Origin of the sequence: Actinopolyspora sp. BKK2, from assembly GCF_011291845.1 — a bacterium.
Lineage (GTDB): Bacteria > Actinomycetota > Actinomycetes > Mycobacteriales > Pseudonocardiaceae > Actinopolyspora > Actinopolyspora saharensis.
The window spans coordinates 579,981-603,610 of record NZ_JAANTE010000001.1; the positions used below are offsets into that span (position 1 = coordinate 579,981).

The 23,630-nt window shown below is 66.4% G+C and carries 15 protein-coding genes; 3 read left to right on the top strand and 12 right to left on the bottom strand.

Annotated elements, in window-relative coordinates; genetic code table 11:
- Positions 1 to 5 precede the first annotated feature (5 nt).
- The 3 genes from G9Q41_RS02675 to G9Q41_RS02685 all read right to left on the bottom strand — a co-directional run bounded on the left by G9Q41_RS02675 (position 6) and on the right by G9Q41_RS02685 (position 10,045).
- The gene (locus tag G9Q41_RS02675) at positions 6 to 8,336 is read right to left on the bottom strand and encodes a type I polyketide synthase (RefSeq protein ID WP_165631389.1); all 8,331 of its coding nucleotides are present in this window, start codon (positions 8,334 to 8,336) and stop codon (positions 6 to 8) included.
- Between the two features lie 9 nt (positions 8,337 to 8,345).
- Entirely contained in the window at positions 8,346 to 9,689 is a 1,344-nt protein-coding gene (locus tag G9Q41_RS02680) for an NAD(P)/FAD-dependent oxidoreductase (RefSeq protein ID WP_165631388.1), read from the bottom strand.
- A gap of 62 nt (positions 9,690 to 9,751) precedes the next feature.
- Positions 9,752 to 10,045, bottom strand: a complete 294-nt coding sequence (locus tag G9Q41_RS02685) for an acyl carrier protein (RefSeq protein WP_165631387.1) — start codon at positions 10,043 to 10,045, stop codon at positions 9,752 to 9,754.
- A 697-nt stretch (positions 10,046 to 10,742) separates the two neighbouring features.
- Between G9Q41_RS02685 and G9Q41_RS02690 the strand changes: the two genes are divergently transcribed.
- The gene (locus tag G9Q41_RS02690) at positions 10,743 to 11,309 is read left to right on the top strand and encodes a response regulator transcription factor (protein WP_165631386.1); all 567 of its coding nucleotides are present in this window, start codon (positions 10,743 to 10,745) and stop codon (positions 11,307 to 11,309) included.
- A gap of 55 nt (positions 11,310 to 11,364) precedes the next feature.
- Here the strand turns inward: G9Q41_RS02690 and G9Q41_RS02695 are convergent, their stop codons facing one another.
- Positions 11,365 to 12,840: an amino acid adenylation domain-containing protein gene (locus tag G9Q41_RS02695; RefSeq protein ID WP_165631385.1), complete on the bottom strand. Its 1,476-nt coding sequence runs from the start codon at positions 12,838 to 12,840 to the stop codon at positions 11,365 to 11,367.
- Entirely contained in the window at positions 12,837 to 13,985 is a 1,149-nt protein-coding gene (locus G9Q41_RS02700) for an acyl-CoA dehydrogenase family protein (RefSeq protein WP_165631384.1), read from the bottom strand. The genes G9Q41_RS02695 and G9Q41_RS02700 overlap by 4 nt, the downstream gene beginning before the upstream one ends.
- A 268-nt stretch (positions 13,986 to 14,253) precedes the next feature.
- Here G9Q41_RS02700 and G9Q41_RS02705 point away from each other — a divergent pair, with 268 nt between their 5' ends.
- Together G9Q41_RS02705 and G9Q41_RS22210 are read left to right on the top strand one after the other, a co-directional pair.
- Positions 14,254 to 14,994: an alpha/beta fold hydrolase gene (locus tag G9Q41_RS02705; protein WP_165631383.1), complete on the top strand. Its 741-nt coding sequence runs from the start codon at positions 14,254 to 14,256 to the stop codon at positions 14,992 to 14,994.
- A gap of 214 nt (positions 14,995 to 15,208) precedes the next feature.
- Positions 15,209 to 15,724, top strand: a complete 516-nt coding sequence (locus G9Q41_RS22210) for a TetR family transcriptional regulator (RefSeq protein WP_165638169.1) — start codon at positions 15,209 to 15,211, stop codon at positions 15,722 to 15,724.
- Between the two features lie 49 nt (positions 15,725 to 15,773).
- On the opposite strand, the gene G9Q41_RS02715 is transcribed toward G9Q41_RS22210, so the two are convergent.
- The 7 genes from G9Q41_RS02715 to G9Q41_RS02745 all read right to left on the bottom strand — a co-directional run bounded on the left by G9Q41_RS02715 (position 15,774) and on the right by G9Q41_RS02745 (position 23,535).
- The gene (locus G9Q41_RS02715; protein ID WP_165631381.1) at positions 15,774 to 16,175 is read right to left on the bottom strand and encodes an SCP2 sterol-binding domain-containing protein; all 402 of its coding nucleotides are present in this window, start codon (positions 16,173 to 16,175) and stop codon (positions 15,774 to 15,776) included.
- Between the two features lie 10 nt (positions 16,176 to 16,185).
- Positions 16,186 to 17,448 (bottom strand): cytochrome P450, encoded by a 1,263-nt coding sequence (locus tag G9Q41_RS02720; protein ID WP_165631380.1) that lies wholly within the window; start codon positions 17,446 to 17,448, stop codon positions 16,186 to 16,188.
- Between the two features lie 80 nt (positions 17,449 to 17,528).
- A complete protein-coding gene (locus tag G9Q41_RS02725; RefSeq protein WP_165631379.1) occupies positions 17,529 to 19,220 on the bottom strand; it encodes an NAD(P)/FAD-dependent oxidoreductase in 1,692 nt (563 codons plus the stop codon).
- A 352-nt stretch (positions 19,221 to 19,572) separates the two neighbouring features.
- Positions 19,573 to 20,634: an ABC transporter permease gene (locus tag G9Q41_RS02730; protein WP_347567424.1), complete on the bottom strand. Its 1,062-nt coding sequence runs from the start codon at positions 20,632 to 20,634 to the stop codon at positions 19,573 to 19,575.
- A 52-nt stretch (positions 20,635 to 20,686) separates the two neighbouring features.
- Positions 20,687 to 21,814: an ABC transporter permease gene (locus G9Q41_RS02735; protein WP_165631377.1), complete on the bottom strand. Its 1,128-nt coding sequence runs from the start codon at positions 21,812 to 21,814 to the stop codon at positions 20,687 to 20,689.
- A gap of 18 nt (positions 21,815 to 21,832) precedes the next feature.
- Positions 21,833 to 22,843 (bottom strand): ABC transporter ATP-binding protein, encoded by a 1,011-nt coding sequence (locus tag G9Q41_RS02740; protein WP_165631376.1) that lies wholly within the window; start codon positions 22,841 to 22,843, stop codon positions 21,833 to 21,835.
- Positions 22,840 to 23,535, bottom strand: coding sequence for a TetR family transcriptional regulator (locus tag G9Q41_RS02745; RefSeq protein ID WP_165631375.1), 696 nt, complete (start codon positions 23,533 to 23,535; stop codon positions 22,840 to 22,842). Before G9Q41_RS02745 ends, G9Q41_RS02740 begins: the two co-directional genes overlap by 4 nt.
- Between the last annotated feature and the right edge of the window lie 95 nt (positions 23,536 to 23,630).

Genomic DNA, 23,630 nt, shown 5'->3' on the forward strand with positions numbered 1-23,630 from the left:
CTCCTTCACAGTAACGAGTTCGCGGCGTCGATCTCCGCCGTGAACCGGGTGAGCAGGTCGTCCTCGGTCTCGGTCTCGTTCCTCGGTTTCGCGTACGCGGTGCTCCGGGGCCCGTCATCGGCCTCGCCGGAGGGTTGCTGGGTGTCGCCGAGTGCTTCCGTGATGAGCCGCTCCGCCAGGGCCGCTGCGTTGGGATGTTCGAACACGACGGTCGCGGACAGCGAGCACGCGAAACGACGCTCCAGCCGGACGCGCAGCTCCAGCGAGGTGACCGACGTCATCCCCTGTTCGAAGAATCCCTGGTCCGGATCGAGATCATCGGCGGAATCCGCCCCGAGCACAGCCGCCAGCTCCGCGAGCACGAGCTCGACGGCCAATGAACGACGACGATCTTCGTCGAGACCGGCCAGGCGCCCTGCGGTTCCGGCCGCCTCGCCGGGGGGAACCTCGGGCGCCAACGAGTCGAACAACGGCCATTCGACCGCTTGGCGGTACATCCGCAGCAACAACCACCAGTCGGCCTCAGCCGCGAAGACCTTGCCGGAGGTGGCCGTGGCCGAACGGTGCAGCAGGTCCACGGCAGCTCGACAGGAGTGCACACCCAATCCGCTGCGCCCGAGACGGGAACGGCTGTACTCGTCCGTCAGCCCTAGCCCCTCCACAGCGGGTACGGCAACTGCCACAGCGGGCAGCCCGTGTGCCGTCCGCACGGTCACCAGGGCGTGCAGCAGCGCATCGCCCACCGCGGCTCGTTGCGCCCCTGGGGCTCCCCAGTCAGCGGCGAGACCAGTGCACACGGCAAAGGTATCCAGGTTGATCCTCGCTTCCGCACAGGCGCGGTGCAGCTGCCACGCGCCGAGCGCTCTGCGTTCGGCGTCGGCAACGGCCGGGGCCCCGCTTACCTCGTCCCCGTCGGGGTCCAGGTGGAAGTTCGCGCCGAGCCAGTACACGCCCGACAACGGTGCTTCGGGGCTGTGGCTCTCCCGAACGAGTTCGCGCACCCCCTCCGCCAGCGTGGGATCGCTCGCGGCGAGCACCAGGCGCGCACCCGCTCGCGAGACGTCGGCACTGAGCTCGGCGCAGTCGACAGTCTCCACCAGACTCCCGGGCAGTACTACGCGTCCGGCGCCGCTCTCGGCCAAGTCACGTGCGAGTCCGGCCGCCACCTCACCGCAGTCCACTCCCGCAACGAGGTAGCTCTCCCCCGCGCCCGTTTCCCGTTCCGCGGGAGCCACGACCCGCGTGTCGACGTGCTCGACCCGGGGAACGTAGCGCCGTGCCCCCCGCAGCGCGACGTGATCCTCCCGGTCGCCGCCGAGTATCTCCCCGGCGATCGCTGCCGCGTCCTCCTCCGGAGGACTTCCCCCCGGTTCCAGATCCAGCACACCACCCCAGACATCGGGGTTTTCGACCCCGGAAACCCCGGCGAGGGTCCACACCGGAGCTCTCAGCGCCCCCGGGACGTCGTGCTCGCCCACCGCGCATCCGTGCCTGGTCACGTACCAGACACGTTCCCCAGGGCGGTGAGCCGCCGCTGTCGCCCCCACGGACCCGTAGTGCCCCGCCGCCTCCCCGAGGTTGTGCTCACCGGGATTCGCCGTGGGCAGATCGAGGCCCCACAGGTGCACCGCTCCCCGGTACTCACCCCGCTCGCGCAGTTCGCGAACACGCTCCTCGAGTTCGCTTCCCCCTCGCGGCCCCGTGAACAGCTCAGCCGTGGCACCGCACCGCCGCAACTGCCGGGACAGCGATTCGGCCACCCCGGACTCGTCGGCCAACAGCAGCCAGCTGCCCTCCACCTGGGAGGGGGGCGACCGCCGAGGACGCTCGTGCCAGCCGACGCGCTGGGTGGCGAACGAATCGGCCTCAGCTCGACCGCCCCCGAACTCCACTCCGTCGAAACGCACCAGCTCGGCGCCATCGGCTCCGCACGCGCGCAGATCGAGCAGCGGGCGTGCTCCCGAACGCCTCACCCGCAGCATCAACCGCACCCGCTGGGCGGGACGAGTCGTCACCGTCACCGCCTCGGCAGTCGCGGGGTCCACGCGCCCACCGCCGAGCAGCAATTCCGCGAGGTCCCATGCCAGGGGCAGCAACCGGGGCGGCAGGGTCCACCGTCCCGGATCCGGGGGGAAGTCGACCAGCACTTCGACCGCGTCCGCCCCGGCGGCGACGAGCGTCGGACCGTGCTCCAGCTCGGCCAGCGACCGTTCCCAACGGTCGGCGAACGAACGATCGTCGTCCGGAACGACCGTCCACTCGAGCTCGTCTCCGCGCGGTAGGAGGTCCACCGTGCACGCGGCGAGCTCTCCCGCCGGTCCCGGTTCAGCAGCAGGGGAAATACCCGTGCCCTCCTCCGAGGGTCCTGGGACCAAGCGCAGGTTCGGCCCCTCGGCACCGGAGCACGCGTCGAGCTGCACCGTCCGCGGCCGGTCCCGTTCCGGGGGATGAGACAGTTCCACCCCGCGCAGCCGCACTCGGCGATGTCCGGTAATCTCCGCGGCCGCTGTGCACAGCAGCTCCGCCCACACCGCGCTCGGCTGCTGTTCACCGTGCCTGTTCCGAACCGCCGTGGTCAGCGCGTCGCCCACATCGGCCTCGAAGGTTCGAGTGCCCGCCACCCGCGTCCGGATCGATCCGCGCAGCAACGGGTGCCGCGACGGAAGCGCGGAGGGAAGGCCGGAACCGGAACGGTCGTGCTCGACCCAGTAGCGTTTGCGCTGCCAGGCGTAGGTCGGTCCGGGCTCGGGTTCCGCCGTGGGCAGTATCGCCCGCCAGTCGAGATCGTGACCGTGTGCGTGCAACTTCGCCAAACCGTCGAACAGCGCGATTTCCGCGCTCTCCTCCCGGCGCAGCGAGGCAACCGTCGCTCCAGTGACGCCCGCTTCCCGCATCTCCTGCTCGATCGGTTGCAGCAGCACCGGGTGCGGTGCGACTTCGAGGAAGGTTCGTGTGCCGTCGGAGAGCAGCGCTCGTGTCGCATCGGCGAACCGCACCGGCATGCGGATGTTGTCCCCCCAGAACGAGGCTGTCATCTCGGGGCCGCGCACCCGCCCACCACGCACCGCCGAGTAGAGCGGTATCTCCTCGACCGCGGGGGAGAGCCCCGTCAGCTCCTCGACCAGCCGTTCACGCAGCGGGTCCGCGAACGGGCTGTGGCCCGGACCGCTCGAGGTGACCAAACGCGCGAAAACATTGCGTGCGCTCATCTCCTCGGTCAGCGCACGCAGGGCCTCGGTACTGCCCGACAACACCGTGCTTTGTCCGCTGTTGACCACGGAGACCCACATCTCCTCGGAACGGCCAGCGATCTCACGCAGCACCTCCTCCTCCGGCAACCCGAGGACCGCCATTCCTCCCTTGCCGGTCAGCTCCTTGAGGAGCTGAGTGCGGTGGGCCATGATCCAGGCCGCTTCCTCCAGGGTGAGCACTCCCGCGACGTGGGCGGCGGCGACCTCGCCCATGCTGTGACCGACGACGGCGCGGGGGCGCACCCCCCATTCGCGCCAGCGCTCGGCCAGCGCCACCTGCAGCACAAAGATCAGCACCTGCTGGTCCAGCTCGGCACGCGGCTCCTCCTCGCCGCGCAACAGCTCGTGCACCGACCAGTCCAGGTGCTCGCGCAGAGCGCGGTCGCAACGCTCCACCGCGGTGGTGAACACGGGATCGGCACCGAGCAGATCGGCGGCCATGCCCGACCACTGCGATCCGTACCCGGAAAAGACGAACACCGGCCCACTCACCCGGTCCGCATCCGCCGTACCGCCGGTCGCGGCCGCACCGGCGTCCTGCTCCAGCCAGCGATCCAGTTCCCGGACGAGGTCGGCGCGATCGGATCCGTGCACCACCAGGCGGTGGTCGAAGTGGGTGCGCCGCAGGGCGGCGGTACGGCACAACCCGGCCGGTCGAGGACCGTGCTCGCCTCCGAGCAGAGCTCGGTAGGACTCGGTCTGGGCAACCAGCGCGGAGGCTGAGGGGGCCGACACCGGCAGAACCAGCCTGCCGTCACCGCCGACCGGTTCCGCGTGCGACGAGGCAGGGGCCGCGCCGAGTACCACGTGGGCGTTCGTCCCTGTGAGGCCGAAAGCGCTGACGCCGGCGAACCGCTCCGGCTCGGTGAACCCCTGTTCCTCGTCGACGACTCGCAGCGGGGACTCCTCCCAGGCAACGGCGCTCGTCGGACGCACCGTGTGCAGCTGGCGAGGAATCCTGCGATGGTGCAGGGCCAGCGCGGCCTTGATCAGCCCGGCGATCCCGGATGCCGCCTCGAGATGACCGATGTTCGTCTTGACCGAACCGACCGGGCAACGCCGCGGCTTCTCTCGCTCCCCGAGCACGTTGCCCAGTGCGTTCAACTCGATCGGGTCACCGAGCGGGGTTCCCGTGCCGTGCGCTTCGACATAGCCGATCTCGGAACCCGGCACCCCTGCGTCGGCGAGTGCTGCGCTCACCACTTCCTCCTGGGCCGGACCGTTCGGCACGGTCAGCCCGCCGCTGGCACCGTCGTTGTTCACCGCCGACCCCAGCAGCACCGCGTAGACGTCGTCCCCGTCGGAGACCGCCCGTGACAGCGGTTTGAGCACGACCACACCGCACCCCTCGCCACGGGTGTACCCGTCGGCGGAGTCGTCGAAGCTCTTGCAGCGGCCGTCGGCGGCCAGCGCCCCGGCCAACTCACTCGTCTGGTGGATGACGGGGTTGACGATGAGGTTCACACCTCCCGCCAGCGCCAGCTCGCTCTCTCCCGAGCGGAGACTGCGCATCGCCAGATGCACCGCGACCAGTGATGAGGAGCAGGCCGTGTCCACGGCCAGGCTCGGACCACGTACCCCGAGAAAGTACGACAATCTCCCCGAACTCGCCGCGAAGGAGATCCCCGTTCCGTAGGACGCGTCGATGTTGTCCGGGTGCCCCGCGACCAGCTCCGCGTAATCATGCGAGTTCATCCCGACGAACACCCCGGTGCTGCTGCCGGCCAGGTCCGCGGCCACCACACCCGCGTTCTCCAGGGCTTCCCAGGCGACCTCCAGGAACATTCGCTGCTGCGGATCCATGACGCGGGCCTCTCGCGGGGGAACGCGGAAGAATCCCGCGTCGAACTCGTCGATCCCCTCCAGATATCCGCCCATCCAGGATTCCCCGTCCCGGAACCGTCCCTCCGGGGCGGGAGTGACCGCGTCGATGCCTTCGCGAAGTAACCGCCAGTACCCGTCCGGCCCGGAGGCGTCCCCGGGAAAGCGGCATCCGATCCCCACCACCGCCACCGGTTCCGAACCGTCGTCACGACCGGCCGGTCCGAATTCGGGAAGCCCTGCCGCACCGCTCCCCGGCGCAGCCGGTTCGGGCGTCTCTTCCGCACCCTCGACACGATCGTCCCGCGGAACCAGGGTCGCCAGGTGCTCGGCCAGCCTCCGCACAGTGGGATGGTCGAACGGGGCGGTCCTGGCGACGCGGACCCCGAGCTCGGATCCGAGCCCGTTCGCCAGCGCGACTGTGCCGACGCTGTCCATGCCCATCTCCGTGAACCCCTGACCGCGCCGCACTGAGTCGGGCGAGTCCGCTCCGAGCACTTCGGCGACCTTCCGGGCAACCAGCTCCATCAGGCTGTCCTGCCCGGAGGTCTCCCGTTCACTCGGCGTGGGTAGTGCGGACGTCTCCTCCCTGGCGGGTTCCGAGGACACCGGTGAACCGGACGGCCGTGGGAACCACAGCTTCGGTCCGCGCCAAGGGTGGGTCGGGACGTCGGCGGGTGCTCCGGACCGGGTGCGCACCGCCGACCAGTCGATGTCCACCCCCGCCTCGTACAGCGTTGCCAGAGCCGTGCCGATCGAGACCCGCTCCGGGCTGTCGTGCCGCAGGGATCCGGTCGCCACACCAGTGACACCGTCTTCGCGGAGACAGTCCAGCACCGGCCGCGTCAGGACCGGGTGCGGGCCGAGCTCCAAGAACACCCGATGCCCGGAGGCTCCGAGGTCGCGCACGGCCTCTGCGAACCGGACCGGCTCGCTGACGTTGCGTCCCCAGTGGACGCCGTCGAGCGCGGAGTCGGCAGTCGCCCCTTCAGTGGTCCGTGCCAGCGGAATCCTCGGCGCGGCCGGGTCCAGGTGCTCCAGCAACGAGCTCAGTTCGGTCCCCGACGGGCGCAGTCCCGGAGTGTGGAAGGCGTATTCCCCGGGCATCAACCGCGCCGAAGCACCCCGTTCGGAAAGGTGCGCCACCAGCTCGCGCACCGCATCGGACTCTCCCGAGACCACGGTGCTCACGGGGGAGTTGACCGCCGAGACGCACAGGGAGTCCTTCCAGGTGGTCAGCTCGGCGCGCACGTCCTGCTCCGGCAGCCGGATCGATGCCATTCGGCCCCGAGCTCGCGGGGTGGACAGCAGGCGACCACGACGAACGATGACCTCGACAGCGTCCGGAAGATCCAGCGCTCCGGCCACGTGTGCCGCCGTGACCTCCCCCATGCTGTGCCCAACGACGGCGGAGGGAACGACTCCCCAGTGCCGCCACAGTTCCGCCAGAGCCACCTGCACCGCGAACACAGCTGGTTGTGCTACCTCCGTGTTCGCCAACCCGCCGCCGTTCCCGTCCGCGCGCAGCGCGTCGAGGACGGACCAGCCCCCTCGCTCGGAGATGAGAGCGTCACAGCGGCTCAGCGCCTCGGCGAACACCGGCTCGTCGAGCAGACCGGTTGCCATCCCCGCCCACTGGGAGCCCTGTCCGGAGAAGACGAACACCACCGGTTCCTGCTCCTCGGTACCGGAACCGTCCTGCGAAGGGTGCTCGAGGTCTTCGGCGAGGCGGTCCGCGATCCCGTCGGCCAGCTCCCGCGCGTTTCTGCCGCTGACCGCGAGCCGCCGCTGCCTGTGGTGCGTACGGCGGGTGGCCGCCGTGCTCACGTAGGCGTCCAGCTCTCCTTCGTCAGTGAGCTCGGTCAACCGTTCGCGGTGGGCCTCGCCCAGCGCCCGCAGCGCGGCGCCGCTGGTCGTGGACAGCGGTAGCACGAGCGGGGCGTCACGGGCGGGTCGTTCCTGTGCGGCGGGCCGGGGAGCGGCCTCCAGGATCACGTGGGCGTTGGTCCCGCTGAGCCCGAACGAGCTCACACCGGCCAAACGGGGCGTGCTCCCCCCGGTCAGGGGGACCGTCTCGGTGGGCACCCGCACGGGCCAGTCCTCCCAGCGGATGGCCGGGTTGGGGGCCTCCAGGTGCAGATGAGCGGGAACCTCGCCGTGCCGCAACGCCAAGGCCGTCTTGAGCACGCCCGCTGCCCCGGACACCGAGTCGGTGTGCCCGATGTTGGTCTTCACCGAACCGATCAGCAGCGGCTCCGACCGGTTCGCGCCGTAGACCCCGGCGAGCGAGCCCACTTCGATCGGATCCCCCAACGGGGTTCCCGTGCCGTGGGCCTCGACGTAGTCCACCTCAGATCCCGAGACATCGGCGGCGCGCAGCGCATCGCGCAGCAATCCCTGCTGCGCCGCACCGTTGGGCGCGGTCAGCCCCGCGCTGTTGCCGTCGTGGTTGACCGCCGATCCACGCACCACGGCGAGGATGTCGTCGTCATCAGCCTCGGCATCGGCCAATCGCTTGAGCACCAGCACCGCGCAACCGTCGCCGCGAACGATCCCGTCCGCGCCCGCGTCGAACACGCGGCACCGACCGGATGGCGACATCGCGCCGATCTGGCACATGAACAGCGTCAGGTCGGGGGCCAGCTGAAGACTGGACCCCCCGACCAGCGCGAGATCCGCCTCGCCGGTGACCAGGCTCTGCCGGGCCAGGTGGAGGCCGACCAGCGACGAGGAACAGGCGGTGGACACGGACATGGTGGGGCCGTGCAGTCCCAGCAGATAGGACAGTCGTCCCGCCCCGAAGCTGGCCTCCTTGCCGGAGAGGTGCCATGGATCGACTTCGGTCTCGCCCGCCTGCCTGCTGTGCAGCAGCAGGTAGTCCATCCCCAGTGAAGCGGTGAAGACCGCAGTTCGTGAACCGTTCAGGTCCCCGGGGACGATTCCGGAGTCCTCCAGCGCCGACCAGCTCGTCTCCAGCAGCAGCCGCTGCTGCGGGTCCATCTGCCGAGCCTCCACCGGCGTGATGCCGAAGAATCCCGCGTCGAAGGACTCCACATCGGACAGGAATGCTCCCCACCTGGAGTACATCCGACCGGGCACCGATTCCCGCGGGTCGTAGTAGTGCTCGAGGCTCCAACGGGACTCGGGAACCTCCGTTACGGTATCGGTACCGGCCCGCAGCAGCTCCCACAGCCCACGTGGATCCGCGACGTCGCCGGGAAAACGACAACCGGCACCGACGATAGCGATAGCACCGTCCACCATGTCTCCTCCTCAGAACAGCGGAGCCGCGGTCGGCGCCCTGAGTTCGCCGAGGTGCTCGTGCCACAGGTGGTCCGGGTTGTCCTCGACCGTCTTGACCACGTCGCGCATCGCCGACAACGCCCGCGGCTCCTCGTCGTCGTAGACGTCGCCCTGCAGCATCTTCAGCACATCGAGCCGGTAACGCGGGTCCTGTACGAACGCGGTGAACAGGATGTTGAGCCGGTAGTAGATGGATATGAATTCGTACCAGTTGCGCACACCGCGACGGATCTTTCCCTCGAAGCGCGAGAAAGCCGATTTGCTGAAATCATCGTTCCCGACCGCGGAGACGATGTCCTCGGCCGCGATCTTGGCGCTGTTGAGCGCCACGCTCACACCGCTGGAGAAAATCGGATCGACGAACCGCGCGGCATCACCGATCATGACGAACCGGTCACCGGTGATCTCCTTCATCCCGTAGCTGTAGTCGCCCTCGGAGACGAAGGGACGCGCCCGGCGCGCCGACTCCAGTGCTGTGCGCAGCTCCGGTCTACTGCCTACGGTGTCCCAGAAGAACCGCTCGCGGTCCGACTTGGACCCGGCGAAATGCTTCTTCTGCGTGACCACGCCGACACTCGTGACGTCCTCCGTGATCGGAATCTGCCACACCCAGGTGTCGGTGATGGGCAGGAAGTGGATAAATATGTAGTCGGCCTTGCGCTCGTTCTCGGCGAGGGCCGTGCGGTCCAAGCCCTCGAACCAAGTGTGGATCGCGTACTGCTTGAACACCGGGTCCGGGACCTTGACCCCCAGCTGGCGTCCGAGGAAGGTGTCCCGCCCACTGGCGTCGACGACCATCCGCGCCCGCACCCCGACCTCCTGCTTGCCGACCGGAAAACGCACCGTGACCGCGTCCTCGTCGAATTCGACGCGGCGAATCCGCGTCCCCTCGAAGACCTTGGCGCCCGTGCTGCTGGCGTGCTGCAGCAGCAGCTGATCGAACTTTCCCCGGTCCACGTGGTAGGTGTAGTCCTGCGAGACACCTTCCTGATCGCGCTCGCTGAACTCGATTTCGGCAGCTCCCAGGCCGGAGTGCAGACCGCCGAAGCCGGCGCTGGGCACGCCGCTGGCCTCCGAGGTCCAAGCGGCTCCGTACTTCTTCGGAAACCCCGCGCCGTCCACCAGTTCCAACGCCCCTATCTCGGACAGCACCGGCGTGGTGGCGGGAACCAGCGACTCGCCGACGTGCGGGCGCGGGAACAGGGCGCTCTCGAACACCGCGCACGAGACCCCCGCACGGGCAAGGTAGGAGGCGATCGTGGAACCCGCAGGCCCACCGCCGATTATCGCAACATCGAAATCGAATCCTGTCATTCCATTCCCTCGCAGATCGGCTGCCACTTCCCGCTACACCACGAAACAGGCCGAATCGGGGGTCAAACCGCTTCCGAGTGCTCTTCCCGCAAGGCCAGCACGAGCGAGGTGACCGCTTCCAGGTTTTTGAAGTTGGACCCGAAGATCCTCTCAGGGGGGACGAAAACGCCGAACTCAGCACGCACGTGCGCGATGAGTTCGGCCGTGCTCAACGAATTCAGGATCCCCAGCTCCAGCAGTGGAGTCCTGCCGTCTATGTCAGCTTCGGAGTCCTTGACAACATTTTCCAGAACGAACTCACGAAGATTGGCGAGGACGTCCTCGCGGCTCAGCGGTGCGTCTTTCGTTTCGGCCACTGCTCTACCTCCCGGAGTGAGGGTCGGAACACGATTCCGCTGTGCCGGCCGCCGTGTGTCGCCCGCACAGCGTTTTGCACCGGGGCATCACGCCCCGTGGGGGATCGGCTCCGACAGCGCTGCTGCTCCACCCGCTTTCCGATGACACGGGTACGCTATCTGCCGCACGAGGGAACCGACTTCCACCTCGCGAACGAATCGACCGATCACACCCAGGGGTGACGCGGCGATACCTCACCCCGGTGGCCGTGGGCCCCACCATGCCGACGCCGGCGGGAAACGCACGCTTCACCCGGGGATGACGCCACGTGCGACTGCCGACCTCACGACACCCCGCCGCGCGCTCCCGCGGGGTCAGCAGAGCGCATCGCCGACATACCGCGCACCGCACCGCAGGAACCAGCCGCAGGGCCCGGCGGCGCCCCTGAGCTCTTCGCCACGAGCGGCGACGTTCCGGAGACCATGAATTCATCGCCGCAGGAATAAATGGTGGCCACGAATAGCTTTGAAACACATCGATCTCCCGATAGCATTCGGGCGTAAGTGGCCACGGACCATCCTTGCGCGCCGGTGGAGAACACCACCGCGAGCGGAACTGGCGGTGATCGTGCGAAACATAACTCCTGGTGACCACGAGCCACGGACCAACGTACTGCTACTCGGCTCGGCGAGTCCGTTCTGGACGAACCTAGCCACTATGCTGAGAGCGCACTCGGATTTCGAGATCAACGAGGTGCCGGACGCCCGATACCGGTCATCACCGTTTCTTCCCGAGGTAATCCTCGTCGAAGCCGGAGACGAGGACCTCCCCGATCCTGAGTACCGGTACGGGGCCGACGAGCCCCTCGCTCCCAGAGTGCTCGCCCTCGTCGACGAATCGACCCCGGTTTACAGGCACGAGGTGCACGGCGTGCTCAGCAAGAATCGCCCCTCCAGGGAGGTCGCGGCCGCGATCCGCCTCGTAGCGGGCGGGTACTGGCTGTCCGTTCCCCCGGAACCACCTGCTGGAACACTCGAAACGCAGGAGAACGGTTTCAACGTCGACCGGGCCGCGCTGGAGCAGCTCAGCGAGCGGGAGATCGATGTGCTGCGCCTGATCGCGAGCGGCTACGACAACGCCGAGATCTCCGGGGAGCTGTTCCTGAGCATCAGTACTGTGAAATCACACATCCGCCGCCTGTTCGGCAAGCTCGACATCAGCAACCGGACCCAGGCCGTTATCTACGCTTACGAGGGCGGGGTCATCGACCCCGCCTCGCGATAGCGCCGCGGCGAACCAGGTCGGTGCACGAATCAGGCAGCGTTCGCGCACCGACCTCTCACCAGGGAGAACCGTTCTCGATGCCCGTCACCACGGCGGCGCGGTCGTACTTGCCGTTGGGCGTGCGCGGGAGCTCCGAGACCACGTGCACGGTGTCCACGAGCATGTAGGTGGGCAACCGCGAGGCGCAGTGCCGCTTGAGCGTGAGCAGGTTCGGCGAATCGGCCTCCGAGGTCGGCACCAGCGCGGCGTGGAGTCGCGCGTCGAGACCGTCACCGACCACGACGACCAGCACCTCGCTCACCGCCTCGATCTCGGCGAGCACCGCCTCTATCTCGGACAGCTCGATGCGGTATCCGCGCACTTTGGCCATGTGGTCGCGCCTGCCCACGTACTCGAGCTGTCCCCATCCGTTCAAACGCGCCAGATCGCCGGTTCGGTACACACCACGCGACGATTCGCCTCCCCAATAGCCCAGCATCACCGTTGGCCCGGACACGACCAGCTCGGTACCCGAGCCGTCCGGGGCGGGCACGAGCTCGACGGTATCGCCCGAGCAGGCGAGACCGATCGGGATCGTGTGCCGCGGCACCTCCTCCAGCGGCCCCACCTCGTAGGAGGTGCACACGTTCGTCTCGGTGGGGCCGTACCAGTTGAATAGCCGGACATTCGGCCACGCTCGCCGCAACCTGCGCACGTGATCGGCCGCGAACGGTTCTCCCGCGAACACGCAGCAGCGCAGAGCGACAGGCGGCTCCCCGTCCAGCAGACCACCCTTGTTGATCATCAGCGCGAGCGCCGAAGGCACCGAGTACCAGATGGTGAGCTCGCGCTCCACGAGCACTCTCACGAGCTGCTCCGGCGCGAAGGCCACCTCGTCGTCCACGAGGTGCACGGAGGCCCCCGCGTGAAACGCTCCGTAGAGGTCGAACACGGACAGATCGAAGTTGAACGGCGCGTGATTGGACAGACGGTCACTCGGCGCGAGACCGAGTTCGGCGCAGGCCCACCGCACGAATGCCAGTGCGTTGGTGTGACTCAGGCAGACGCCCTTCGGCTCACCGGTGGAGCCGGAAGTGTAAAGAACATAGGCGGGGTCGTCGGGACTTCCGCGGTGGTGCGCGACCGCGCTGCCGTCGGAGTCTTCCCGCCGGAACTCGTCGCGTAGGGCCGCGATTCCACACTGCGGGCGCGTGTCCGAGAGCGTCCCCGCCCCTGAATCGGTGACGATCAGCGCCGCCGAGCAGCTCTCCGCGATGGTCTCGACCCTGGCCGCCGGGTTCCTTCCCGAGATCGGGACGTATATGGCACCGATGCGCAGGCACCCCTGCATCAGCGCAACCACGTGCACGGTTTTCGCGGTCCACAGCACCACGCGGTCCCCCGGACGGACTCCGCGGGCTCGCAGGGCGGTGGCGTACCGGTCCGCGAGACGGTCGAGGCCTCCGTAGGTCAGCGATTCGGTGGCATCGCGCACGGCCAGCGCACCCGGATCCCGAGCGGCGGCGTCGACCACCAGATCGTGCAGTCTCACAGTCCCAACTCCCTCGCGATGACGTTTTTCTGAATCTCCGAAGTACCGGAAAACAACAGACTCGGAACGCTGTCGCGGAGTGCCCGCTCGATACCGGGTTCGACCCGATATCCCTCGGCACCGAACAGACGCACCGCATCCAGGGCACTCGCCACGACGCTCTCGGACACGGCGAGTTTGGACAGCGCGATGTCCAGTGATGCCGATCCGCTCCGGTCGACTTCCCAGCACGCGCGGTAGAGCAGCAGCCGTGCCGACTCCGCGCGCAGCTTCATATCGGCCACTCGGTGTGCGACGGCTTGGAACCGCGAAAGCGGCTCACCGAACTGCTTGCGACTGGTTACCCGTGCGCGGACGTCGTCGACGAGCCGGTCCAGCAAACCGAGGTATCCGGCGAACAGACAGCTGCGCTCCCACCCCATGGAATGTTGGAATATCGCCGCCCCGCCACCGACGTGCCCCAGCACGTTCCCCTCCGGGACGAAGCACTCCCGGAACACCACGGTCCCCGCCGGCACCGATTCCAGCCCCATTTTGGCGAACGACTCACCCGCTTCGACCCCGTCGGTGGTGGTATCCACCAGGAAAGCTGTCTGCCCCAGGTGCCCCGCTTCCGGGTCGGTAGTGGCGTACACGACCAGAGCATCGGCAACAGGACCGTTGCTGACGAAACTCTTGGTCCCGTCAAGCAGGTATCCACCGGTGACATTGCGGGCCTCGACCGACAGTCTGCTGACGTCGGAGCCGGCCTCCTGCTCGGTCATCGCGTTGCCCGCGATCAGCTCGCCGGAACACATTCCGGGCAGCCAACGCTCCCGCAACGCCTCGCCGCCGAACCTGGCCAGCGGAACGGCGCAGGCGAACTGATGGGCCCCCACGGCGAAAACCACCCCGGTGTCCGACCAGCCGCGTCCGAACGCCTCGAATAACCTCGCCGTGTCCAGCGCGCCGTGCCCCTGACCACCGTAGCGGCGGGGTACAGCCAGACCGAGCACCCCGAGCTCCGCCAGCACGGGCCAGTGGTCCCGCAACGAACCGCCGTGATCGGCGACGCCCTCGAAGTCCGCGGTGTGACAGCACTGCTGCGAGGCCCACAAAAGCTCTCGGTAGCGCCGGTCCTGCTCCGCAGTCCACCCGAATTCCACTGTCTCCCCCGAGCTTTCCTCGATCATCGGCGGTGATGCCCCGGAACCACCACAAAGCCCCGCTCGAAACACGTCGAACGGTCCTCGCCCGAGCATCGATGGGCAAGTTCCGGAAGCTGCCACGAGAGTCGCAGCAGGTTCCCGTCACGACAAGATCCGAAAGAACGGAAAACAAAATCGCACCAAAGTAGCATCACCGCACAGTTGACAGAAAACGGACCACGCCGAAGGGTTTCACACGAAGTCGAGCCTGGTTAAAATATCCATCATGGAATCAAGGGGACCACTTCCGCTGTTCTGCTTTCCGCACGCGGGTGGGGACGCCACGAGCTACGGCCATCGGTGGCGAGGCGTCGACGACCGGATCAACATCGAACCGGTCCAGCTCCCGGGGCACGGAATCCGCCTCACAGAGCCCCCCTTCCAGGACTTGGGCGAACTTGTTTCACATTCCATCGAGCAGATGCACCACAGCATTTCCACCCCGGACAACTGCATACTCTTCGGGCACAGCTTCGGCGCGCTCGTTGCCTTCGAAACAGCTTTGCGCTGCACTGATCGAGAAACTCGTCCGGCCGCGTTGATCGTCTCAGGACGAAACGGCCCCGGGATCGCCCACCGGGCCCCACGAACTCCGCACGGCAGCACCATGCTGCACTCGCTGTCCGACGAGGATCTGGTCACCGCGCTGCGCGAGCTCGACGGCATCCCCGTGGAACTGGAAAGAGACCCGGAGCTGCTCGCCCTGTTCCTGCCCGCGGTACGCGCCGACCTCGGCATGGCCGAAAACTACCAGCCGGTTCGGCACGTCCGCGTTCCCTGCCCGATCGCGGTGCTGGTGGCCGAGGACGATCCGATGATCGACCCCGAGGGGATCGCACAATGGTCCGAGGCCACTGATTCGCAACACGTCGCGCTGCCCGTTCCCGGAGGGCACATGGCCGTGGGGGAACCAGCATTCGGTGGACGGATAACCGCTGCAATCGACGCCCTGGGCCTGTTCGACTAAAATATTATCCCACGAAGAAATCATCCGCGCCGAATACGAACAGAACACGAGGGAACAAGACTGGGGGAACACGAGAAAAATGCCACCTCCGCCCCACTCCTCCCCGGAAGACCAAACGGACGACAAAACAAGAGAGAAGAGCAATAGACAAAAGCGCGGCCGGAGGCCCGGGTTTCCCGACACGAAAAACACGATCATGATTTCAGCGCGCTCAATGTTCGCCGATCTCGGGTACGAAAAGACGTCAGTCCGGTCGATAGCGGACCTATCCGAAGTGGACCCGTCCCTGGTCCTCTACTTCTTCGGTTCCAAGGAGAACCTCTTCCACGAAGCTGTCGTGCAGGCGCTCCAGTTCATGGTCCCGCCACATTCGGTGTTCGCCGACGGACCGCACCACATCGCCGAACGACTGCTGCAGCACGTCATGTCACTGTGGGAGACCCCGAGCAGCCGAGACACCCTGACAGCGATACTGCGCTCTTCGATGTCCCACCACATGGCCACATGCGAGCTGAGCGCGTTCTTCGAGGGCCACTTGCTGCCACAATTCCGGGACACCATCCGGATGCCGAACCCCGAACTGCGCAGTTGCCTGGTCAGCTCCCACCTCGCCGGACTGACCCTGATGCGCTATGTCGTACCCGTCAAACCGCTGGCCTCTATGGAAGTGCCGCAGATCATCTCGTCGGTGGCCCCCACCCTGCGCCACTACATCCTCGGTGAGCTGTGAAGCGGGTGCCGCGTGGCCATCCCGGAGGACCACGCGGCACCCCCATCCCTCAGGTCGGTACAGTGCTGATCTCGCGCATCTCGGCCACCAGCTGCTGATAGCCCGGCGACTGCACCAACGGCATCATCGAAGTAAGCTTCGCCATGTCACCGCTCGGCCGCAACCGCCCGGACATGAACGCCTCCGAAGCCGCGAGTTCACCACGCAGCACGCGGACGTTGTCCGCGAAAGTGGCGGTGATCGTGAAATCCGGTTCGCCGCTGTCCCCGAGAACGGCGTTGTCGATGCGACCGTCGTTGATCACGAAGTAGTAATGGATGTTCGCCCGGTCCGGAACTTCGGTGATCACATACTGCACCACCAGATTCAGTCCGGGCTGCTCGACGAGCTCGCGCCCACGCTTCTCGAACTCCGCGAAGAACTCCGCGGACAGGTACTCGATGTCGGACATCTTCGTCTCCCTAGCGATTCGTCACTTTGACCTGGAGGTCTCGCATACCGCGCATCGTCACCAGAGGCCGGTAACTCGGTTCCTTCGTGACTTCGACGCTGTCGAAGCGTTCCAGCAGTTTGTGCAGGGTGATGTCCGCCTCCAACTTGGCCAGCGACCACCCGAGGCAGTAGTGCGGCCCCGCACCGAACGAGACGTGGCTCGCGCCGCGTCTGCCGACGTCGAAGCGGTCCGGATCCGGGAAGTGATCCGGGTCCCGATTCGCTGAGGCCAGCATCGCTATCACCGTCTCGTCCTTGGGAATCCGTACACCGCCGATCACGGAGTCCTCCAGCGATGTCCGCATCAGCAGCTGGATCGGAGGATCGAACCGCAGAACCTCGTCGACGGCCGTTTCGACCAGCTCCGGCTCCGCGCGAAGCCGTCGCTCCTGGTCGGGATGGCGGTGCAGAGCCAACACCATGTTGCTGATCGTGTTGGTGGCCGTCTCGAACCCGGCCCCGACGATCGTGTTGCAGATGACCAGCAGTTCCTGCGCGGTCAGTCGATCGCCGGACTCCTCCGCCTCGATCAGCGCACTGATCATGTCATCACGTGGCTCACGCCGCCTCCGCTCGATGAGTTCCTCGAAGTAGTTGTCGGTGAACTCGGCCCCCTCGTCGGCCTGCCGCAACTGCTCCGGCGTGATGGCGATGTCGAAGGTCTGCTGGAAGGCGCGCATCGGCTCCCGCAGTGCGGGCGCCTCTTCGGTGGGAACCCCCAGCAGTGTGGTGATCACCGCCAGCGGCAGCGGAAAGGCGAAGTCGTTCAGCAGGTCCCCGCCGCCTGCCTCGGCCAGCGGGTCCAGCATCTCGTCCACCAACCGGGAAATGGACTCACGCATCTCGGCCACGCGACGCGGTGTGAACGCGTGCTTGACCAGATTGCGCAATCGTGTGTGCTCCGGAGGGTTCTTCCACAGCATGCTCGCCGCCATCCGGCGCAGCGCAGCGTGATCGTTCCAGTCCCCCCCGAACTTGTTGCCGATGAACAGCTGCGCGTCCCTGCCCATGCTCCGGTCCCGCAGCACGGTGTTGACATCGTCGTAGCGACTGACCATCCACATTCCCATCGCGCTGTGATGCACGGGGGCCAGCTCGCGCAGCCTGTGATACATCGGGTACGGATCCGTACGTCCTTCCGGCGTGAACACGATCCGCGCCAGCTCTGCTTCCGCCGCGGTGCTTCGCGGTTCCGCTGCCGAATTCGGACCGGTCTCGGTATCCGTGGTCATCTCGTTCCTCCCAGTCGATGGAGATGGGTGATACGGGCGGCAAGACCGCCGCATCGATTCGCGGAGCACACCGCGCGAGCTCAGAACAGCCGAGTCCCGCGCAACCTGGCCTTGACGACTTCCTTGGCAGTACCGCCGACGAGTTCGCGGACGTCGCGGGGCGCGTCGCCGGCCACCCAGCTCACGGTGCGCAACAACTTGCGGGGAGTGGGGTACAGGAAAGGCTGGTTTCGGTTGTTGAAGCCGACTCCCGGCGGGATGTAATCGGCTTGCTCCAGCTCGGTGAACAGCCGGTCGGCGGCCTGCGCACCGGTGATCTCACCGCGCTCGTAGGCCTCGACCCGATCGACCATGAGCCGGAACAGCTTGGCGTATTCCTCGTGATCGGGCCACCACAATCCCGTGTTCGGCGCGTTCTCCAGCTCCCGCAACACCGCGTGGTCACCCGTCCTGCGGAACCGCGTCATCGCCTTCTGCAGCCGGAAGGCGCCGAGCACCGAGCCGAACGACCAGATGCGAAACACCGCGTTCCACAACTCGTAACAATCGAACGAGATGTAGGCGCAGTTGACCAGCTCATCGTTGTAGTCGAGCAGTCCCTGCTCCAACTTCTCCACGTAGGAGAACCGCTCCGCGGAGAAGTCGTCGTCCTCGAGCGCGGACAACAACCGCCCGGCCAGCGCGTTGATCACCTCGGCGGTGTTGGACAGCCCTCGGGAGAACAGCGGATCGAGGAAACCTGCGGCGTGCGACATCAGACACCACCGATCACCGACCGACCTGCTCGAAGAATACTGCAACCTCCCCGTGGATACCCACGGCCGAACCGCACGCGCCCGATGGAACTCGCGTTCCACGGCCGGAAAACGGGAGGCGAATTCGAAGAACTCCTCCTCGGGGACCGCATCGCCCTGCTTGGGATAAGTTCGCGGGTCCACAGTGACCCCAACGCTGACCAGCGGGTTATTGGAGTACGGGTTGTTGTTGAACGGAATGACCCAGAACCAGCCTCGATCGAACAGGTGGTGCATCGTCCCGTGACTCCACGGCACCGGCGGACGCTCGGACTTCGTGTGACGCAACGCCTCATCGGTGGATTTGACGTTGACCATGTGGGTGAACGACGAACGTGAGTGGTGCTTGAAACGGCACGGCTGCTCACGCAGCTCCAACTTGTCGGCCAGCGGTGAGCGGAAACCACTGGCGTCAACCAAGTACCGGCCCTTGATCGTCTGTCCCCCAGCTGTGATCGCGGAAACGGAGTCCTCGTCGAAGTCGACGTCGTCGATCCGGGTGGACAACATCGAGTCACAGCCGTACCGCACGGCAGCGTTGAACAGGTAGGAGTCCGTGTCCTGCCGGAACAAGTGGCTGGACTTGTTGAGCACACCCGGGGTGTTGAACTGGTTGCTCTCCGCGGGATCGGGTTCCTTGCCCGTCTCGTGACGCATGAACCCGAAGTGCTTCTTCCACCCGAAGCTGGTGTTGATGTCCTTGACGCACGAGTCGAACGAAGCCAGCGTGGCGATCTCCGGCACGCCGTAGCGCTCCGAGATCGTTCGCAGTGCGAGCAGCGTGTAGGGAATCATCGACTCGCCGATCGCGAACTTCGGATGGGTTCCCGCGTCCACGATGACAACTCGCGCACCGTTGCGTGCCAGAATCGCACCGAGCACCGACCCTGCGAGTCCCGCCCCCAGGACGATGACGTCGTACTCGATCTGCTGCCGCAACGCGGGCCCCGCCGAGGGACCGATCGCTCCTTCTGCCATGCCGAACTCCTCACGCCGCGCACGTCGTTCGTACCCGGCCGTCGCGGGGTTTCCTCACCGCACGGGAGCGGACGTCTGCGGTGTTCGACGTCTTCCGCTGTGGTCGACGGGTGCTCGCGCCGCACAGCGAAGCCCGGCTTCCCGTGCCGTTGCGACGGCGAATCATCGCCATTACCAACGAGGCTCACCGTAGTGCGGAACCCTCACCGGCGTCTTCGCTCAGCGGACCGAATGCCCGAGTGGCACTTTCGGACTACTGGAGTTCTCCGTGTGGAGAGCCCCACCACGCACACGTCGAGCGCGGGTGGAGGCCTGAACGGACAGGATCCCACCCGCGCTCGGCGCGCGGGAATCACTTGCGGTCGGCCCCGAGGCGCAGCTCTCCCCGGTATGCCCACCACAACAGCAGCAGGCCGATCACAGCGGCCCCGAACAAACCGGTGATCCTGCCGGCCCCCAGGTCGGCGAAGCCGTGCATGTACGGGCCGAACCAGGCGAAAATCCTGGAGAACGGCCACCAGAAGCTGAACACCTGAGCCGATTCCGGCAGGAACGCGACCATGGTGAACCCTCCCGCCACGAAGAAAGTGGCGATAGCCCCCACGGTCAGCAACGGCTGAGCGCTGCGGAAGACCTTCAGCCAGTGGCCCAGCAGGATTCCCAGACCACCGCAGGCGATCAACACCGGAATCATCGCCAGATACATCACCAGTATCCTGCCGAGCGGCACCTGCAACTGCGCTATCCAGTAGGACAGCCCCAGGGGCAGCAAGGACAGAATCATGGACACGATCGTCGCCGTGGCCACATTGGCCAATCCGGAAACCGCGGGATGCAACGGCGTCAGCAGGATCTCCTTGCGCGTTCCGCCCTCTCTTTCGATGAGGAAGAGGTTCGCCGCGATCAGGGTGGCCCCGAAGAACAGCGCGAGCAGCACGCTACTGCCACCGAGATATGCCGAGCGCGGGACGTCCTGGGGTTTGACCGACTGCATTTCCTCGGTGAGCACGGGTGAGGCGCCCGGCACCGGCGTGTGGTTGAGCACGACCTGCAACCTGCCCCGGAAGTTCTTGGCCGCGTCGCTGTTGATGTTGAAGGTTTCCATTCGCAGTCGGTGCGTGTCGGAGTAGTCATCCGGGATGACCAACAGCATGTGCAGCCTGCCCCGGTCCAATTTCCGCTTGGCGTCGGCGTAGTCGGTCTCGACCACGCGATAGTAGGGCCCCAGGTCCGAACCGACGCTTCTGATCTGCTCTTCCAATTTCCGCGCCTGATTGTCCTCCCCGCGGTTGACCAACGCGATCGGATAGGTGTCACCGACTCCGCCGAATATCATCGTGGACAGAATCAGCATCGCGACGGGCAGCACGACGACCTGCGCGAGCAGGGATCGTTGCCGGGTCAACAACTTCACGTTACGCACATGGGTCGCCAGAACGGCACGCGTGATCCGCATCGTTTTCCCCTCATTGCCCTTGCGCGAAGGTAAGTTTCCGACGCAGCACGGCCACGGCTCCCACCGTCAACACCAGGACGATGCCCACCATCCACAGCATGTAGTGGTCCATACTGTACACCGGAGAAATTCCCTCGGCGTTGAAACGAATTTGGTCGGTGACCGGCCCCACCGGCCACCATCGGACGCTGTACCACAGCCATTCGACGAACCCGAAGTGCGCATACCCCCGCATGTAGGATTCCAGCCCCACCAGGAGGAAGTGCACCAGCGAGACAACGGCCGCGATCGGCACCAGGGGCAACGACCTGCGCAGCAGTACCCCCAGCAGCGCACCGAGCGCCGCCCCGTAGAAGAACAACACCACTATGGGCAGCCAGGTGCCCGGTCCCAGCTGGCCGACCGGATACGGCAGCGCGAACTGGAGCGTGATCAGGACGAGCACTATCGTGACGACACTCTGCAGCAAGGTGGCCATCCACTTGCCGAACACCAGCGGCCAGAATCCCTTCGGAGAGAGCACGACGTTCTTGGCCGTGCCCTCCTCCCATTCACGGGCGATGAGGTTTCCGGTGTTGACCATGCCCCCGTAGATCAGCGCGAACATGAGCAGACTCGCACCCATGTACCCGGCGAATCCCATCTCCTCCTTCCAGTGCGGACTTTCCCGAACGTCGACTTGGTGCTGCGGATCGACTTCTCCTTGGAAGCTCATCATCGCGTTGGTCAGCCGCAGCCGGAGATTCTTGGATATGTCGGAGTTGATGTTGTAGACACCGAGGCCCACGGTCGCCTCACCGGCACGCACGTCCTGCTCGAAGGTCTCGGGGATCCGCACGATGCCCATCGCCTCGCCGGAGTCGAACGCCCGCTCGGCGCGCTGCGGATCCGTGGTGATCACTCTCCAGGCCTCGCCGTCGGCGGAGGACTGCTGCTCCATGATCCGAACCAGCCGCTCGGCCGCGGGCCCTTGTGACTCCTTGGCGATGTAGATCGGGTTCGTGGTGGCCGCCTGGACGATGAACGAGTACAGCAGGGTGAAGAAAACCGGGAGCATGATCCCGATGATGAAAAACCCCGGGTTGCGAGCGCTCTGCACGAGATCCTTGCGCACCAGGGCTGCTGTCGCTGTCAGCATGGCCGATCTCTCCTCGTCTCAGTCCCGAAGGGCACGGCCGGTGAACTGCAGGAAAACGTCCTGGAGATTGGACTCCTTGACCTCGAAACTGACCATCCGCTCGCTCAACCTGGTGGAAGCGCGTTCGAGCTCCCGGATCAGTTGAATCGCCTCGCGAGTTTCGGTCAGCTCCGCCGATACCGTGGTCCCGTCCCTGACGGGAGCCGTCGCACCGTCCAGCAGACCGGCTGCCTCGGCGGCCGCGTCCTCATCGGCGAAGTGCAGCAGCAGACGTCGCCCACCCGCCATCGCCTTGAGCTCGGGCACCGTTCCGCTCACGACCTTGGTCCCGTGATCGAGAATGACGATGTGGTCGGACAGCTGTTCGGCCTCTTCCATGTAATTCGTCGTCAGCAGCACGCACATGCCCTGCGCCGCCAACTCGCGCACCTGCTCCCAGAGCGCCGCGCGGGAGTGCACGTCGACACCGAGCGTGGGCTCGTCCAGCAGCAGTGCTTTCGGTTCGGTCAGCAGCGCCCTCGCCAGCGCCAGCCTGCGCTGCATCCCGCCGGAGTAGGTCCCCACCCGATCCCGCTGTCGATCGGTGAGCTGCACCAGTTCGAGCACCCGGTCGATGCGGGCCCCGAGGTCGTGGTGGTCCACCCCATAGTAGTGACCGTGGAACGAGAGGTTCTCCCGCGCGTTGAGGCTGTTGTACAGGGCGGTCTCCTGCGGCACGACAGCCAGGTTGCGCAGCACTTCACGTCGTTGGCGCACCGGGTCGTTGCCGAAGATCCGCACTTTGCCCGAGCTGGGACGTAGCAGTCCGCAGATCAGGTTCACGGTGGTCGTCTTACCGGAACCGTTCGGGCCCAGCAGGCAGACGACGTTGCCCCGGGGGATCTCGAAGGACACGTCGTTGACCGCTACCAGCGGTTCGCGCTTACGGCGTTCGAAGCTCACCAGCGCTCGGTCCAGCGAGATCGCCGTGTCGGAACCGTCCCGGTCTGTTCGTGGGGCGCTGACTTGGGACTGTGCAGTCAAGATCACTCCTTGGTCAGTGGATCATTGCTTCCTGCCTCGGTCGCGCCGTCGGTGAGCACGCACGAGACGAAGAACCGCACGTGCTGCCGCACCAGTTCGTGACCGAGCCTGCGGTCCTCGCGCCCCGCCTGGGCGTGCAGGTAGACGAATCGCGCGTTGCCCACCGGGGCCAGCAGTTCCCAGACGAGCTGTTCCGCGGAGAAGTCGTCCCGAACCAGCCCCTGCCGCATCCACGACCGCATCGGTTCGTGCAGCTGACGCTGCACCTCGGCGATGGCGTCGGCGAGGCTGCGCCCCTTGCCGGCGCGGCCGATCATCCCCTCGCGGATCAGCACGCTGGCGAACCGGCGAGCCCTGGGGCGGTCGAACGCCGTCATGATCTTGTCCACCAGCTTGCCGATCGCGTCGGCCGGTGCCTCGTCCGCGAGCTGCTCCGGGGCGAGTCCGAGCACGGAGAGGTCCAGCAGCCCGACCTCGGACAGCAGGGCGTCGAAGATCGCCTGCTTGCCACTGAAGTGCGAGTAGATGGCGCTGTCCCTGATCCCTGTTCGTTCCGCGATCTCCCGCACCGAGGTGCCTGCGAACCCCTTGTTCGAGAACAACGTGAGCGCGGCGTCGAGCAGCCGCTCCCTGGTGTTGGTGGCCTCGGACTTCGGCGGACGACCGAGCCTGCGAGGTGTGGACGCCGAGGAAGACATGGCCCAATAATAGCGAGCGCTCGCTAAGATGCAATCCCCCTCCTTCCGGAGTGGATCACGGACTCCTCCCCCGGTACGATCATGCGAAAGTAGTA

Bases quoted from the DNA above. Each gene is read 5' to 3' on its own strand.
- G9Q41_RS02705 (WP_165631383.1), top strand. From the start codon at position 14,254: ATGGAATCAAGGGGACCACTTCCGCTGTTCTGCTTTCCGCACGCGGGT.
- G9Q41_RS02735 (WP_165631377.1), bottom strand. From the start codon at position 21,814: ATGCTGACAGCGACAGCAGCCCTGGTGCGCAAGGATCTCGTGCAGAGC.
- G9Q41_RS02675 (WP_165631389.1), bottom strand. From the start codon at position 8,336: ATGGTGGACGGTGCTATCGCTATCGTCGGTGCCGGTTGTCGTTTTCCC.
- G9Q41_RS22210 (WP_165638169.1), top strand. From the start codon at position 15,209: ATGTTCGCCGATCTCGGGTACGAAAAGACGTCAGTCCGGTCGATAGCG.
- G9Q41_RS02725 (WP_165631379.1), bottom strand. From the start codon at position 19,220: ATGGCAGAAGGAGCGATCGGTCCCTCGGCGGGGCCCGCGTTGCGGCAG.
- G9Q41_RS02715 (WP_165631381.1), bottom strand. From the start codon at position 16,175: ATGTCCGACATCGAGTACCTGTCCGCGGAGTTCTTCGCGGAGTTCGAG.
- G9Q41_RS02690 (WP_165631386.1), top strand. From the start codon at position 10,743: ATGCTGAGAGCGCACTCGGATTTCGAGATCAACGAGGTGCCGGACGCC.
- G9Q41_RS02680 (WP_165631388.1), bottom strand. From the start codon at position 9,689: ATGACAGGATTCGATTTCGATGTTGCGATAATCGGCGGTGGGCCTGCG.
- G9Q41_RS02745 (WP_165631375.1), bottom strand. From the start codon at position 23,535: ATGTCTTCCTCGGCGTCCACACCTCGCAGGCTCGGTCGTCCGCCGAAG.
- G9Q41_RS02720 (WP_165631380.1), bottom strand. From the start codon at position 17,448: ATGACCACGGATACCGAGACCGGTCCGAATTCGGCAGCGGAACCGCGA.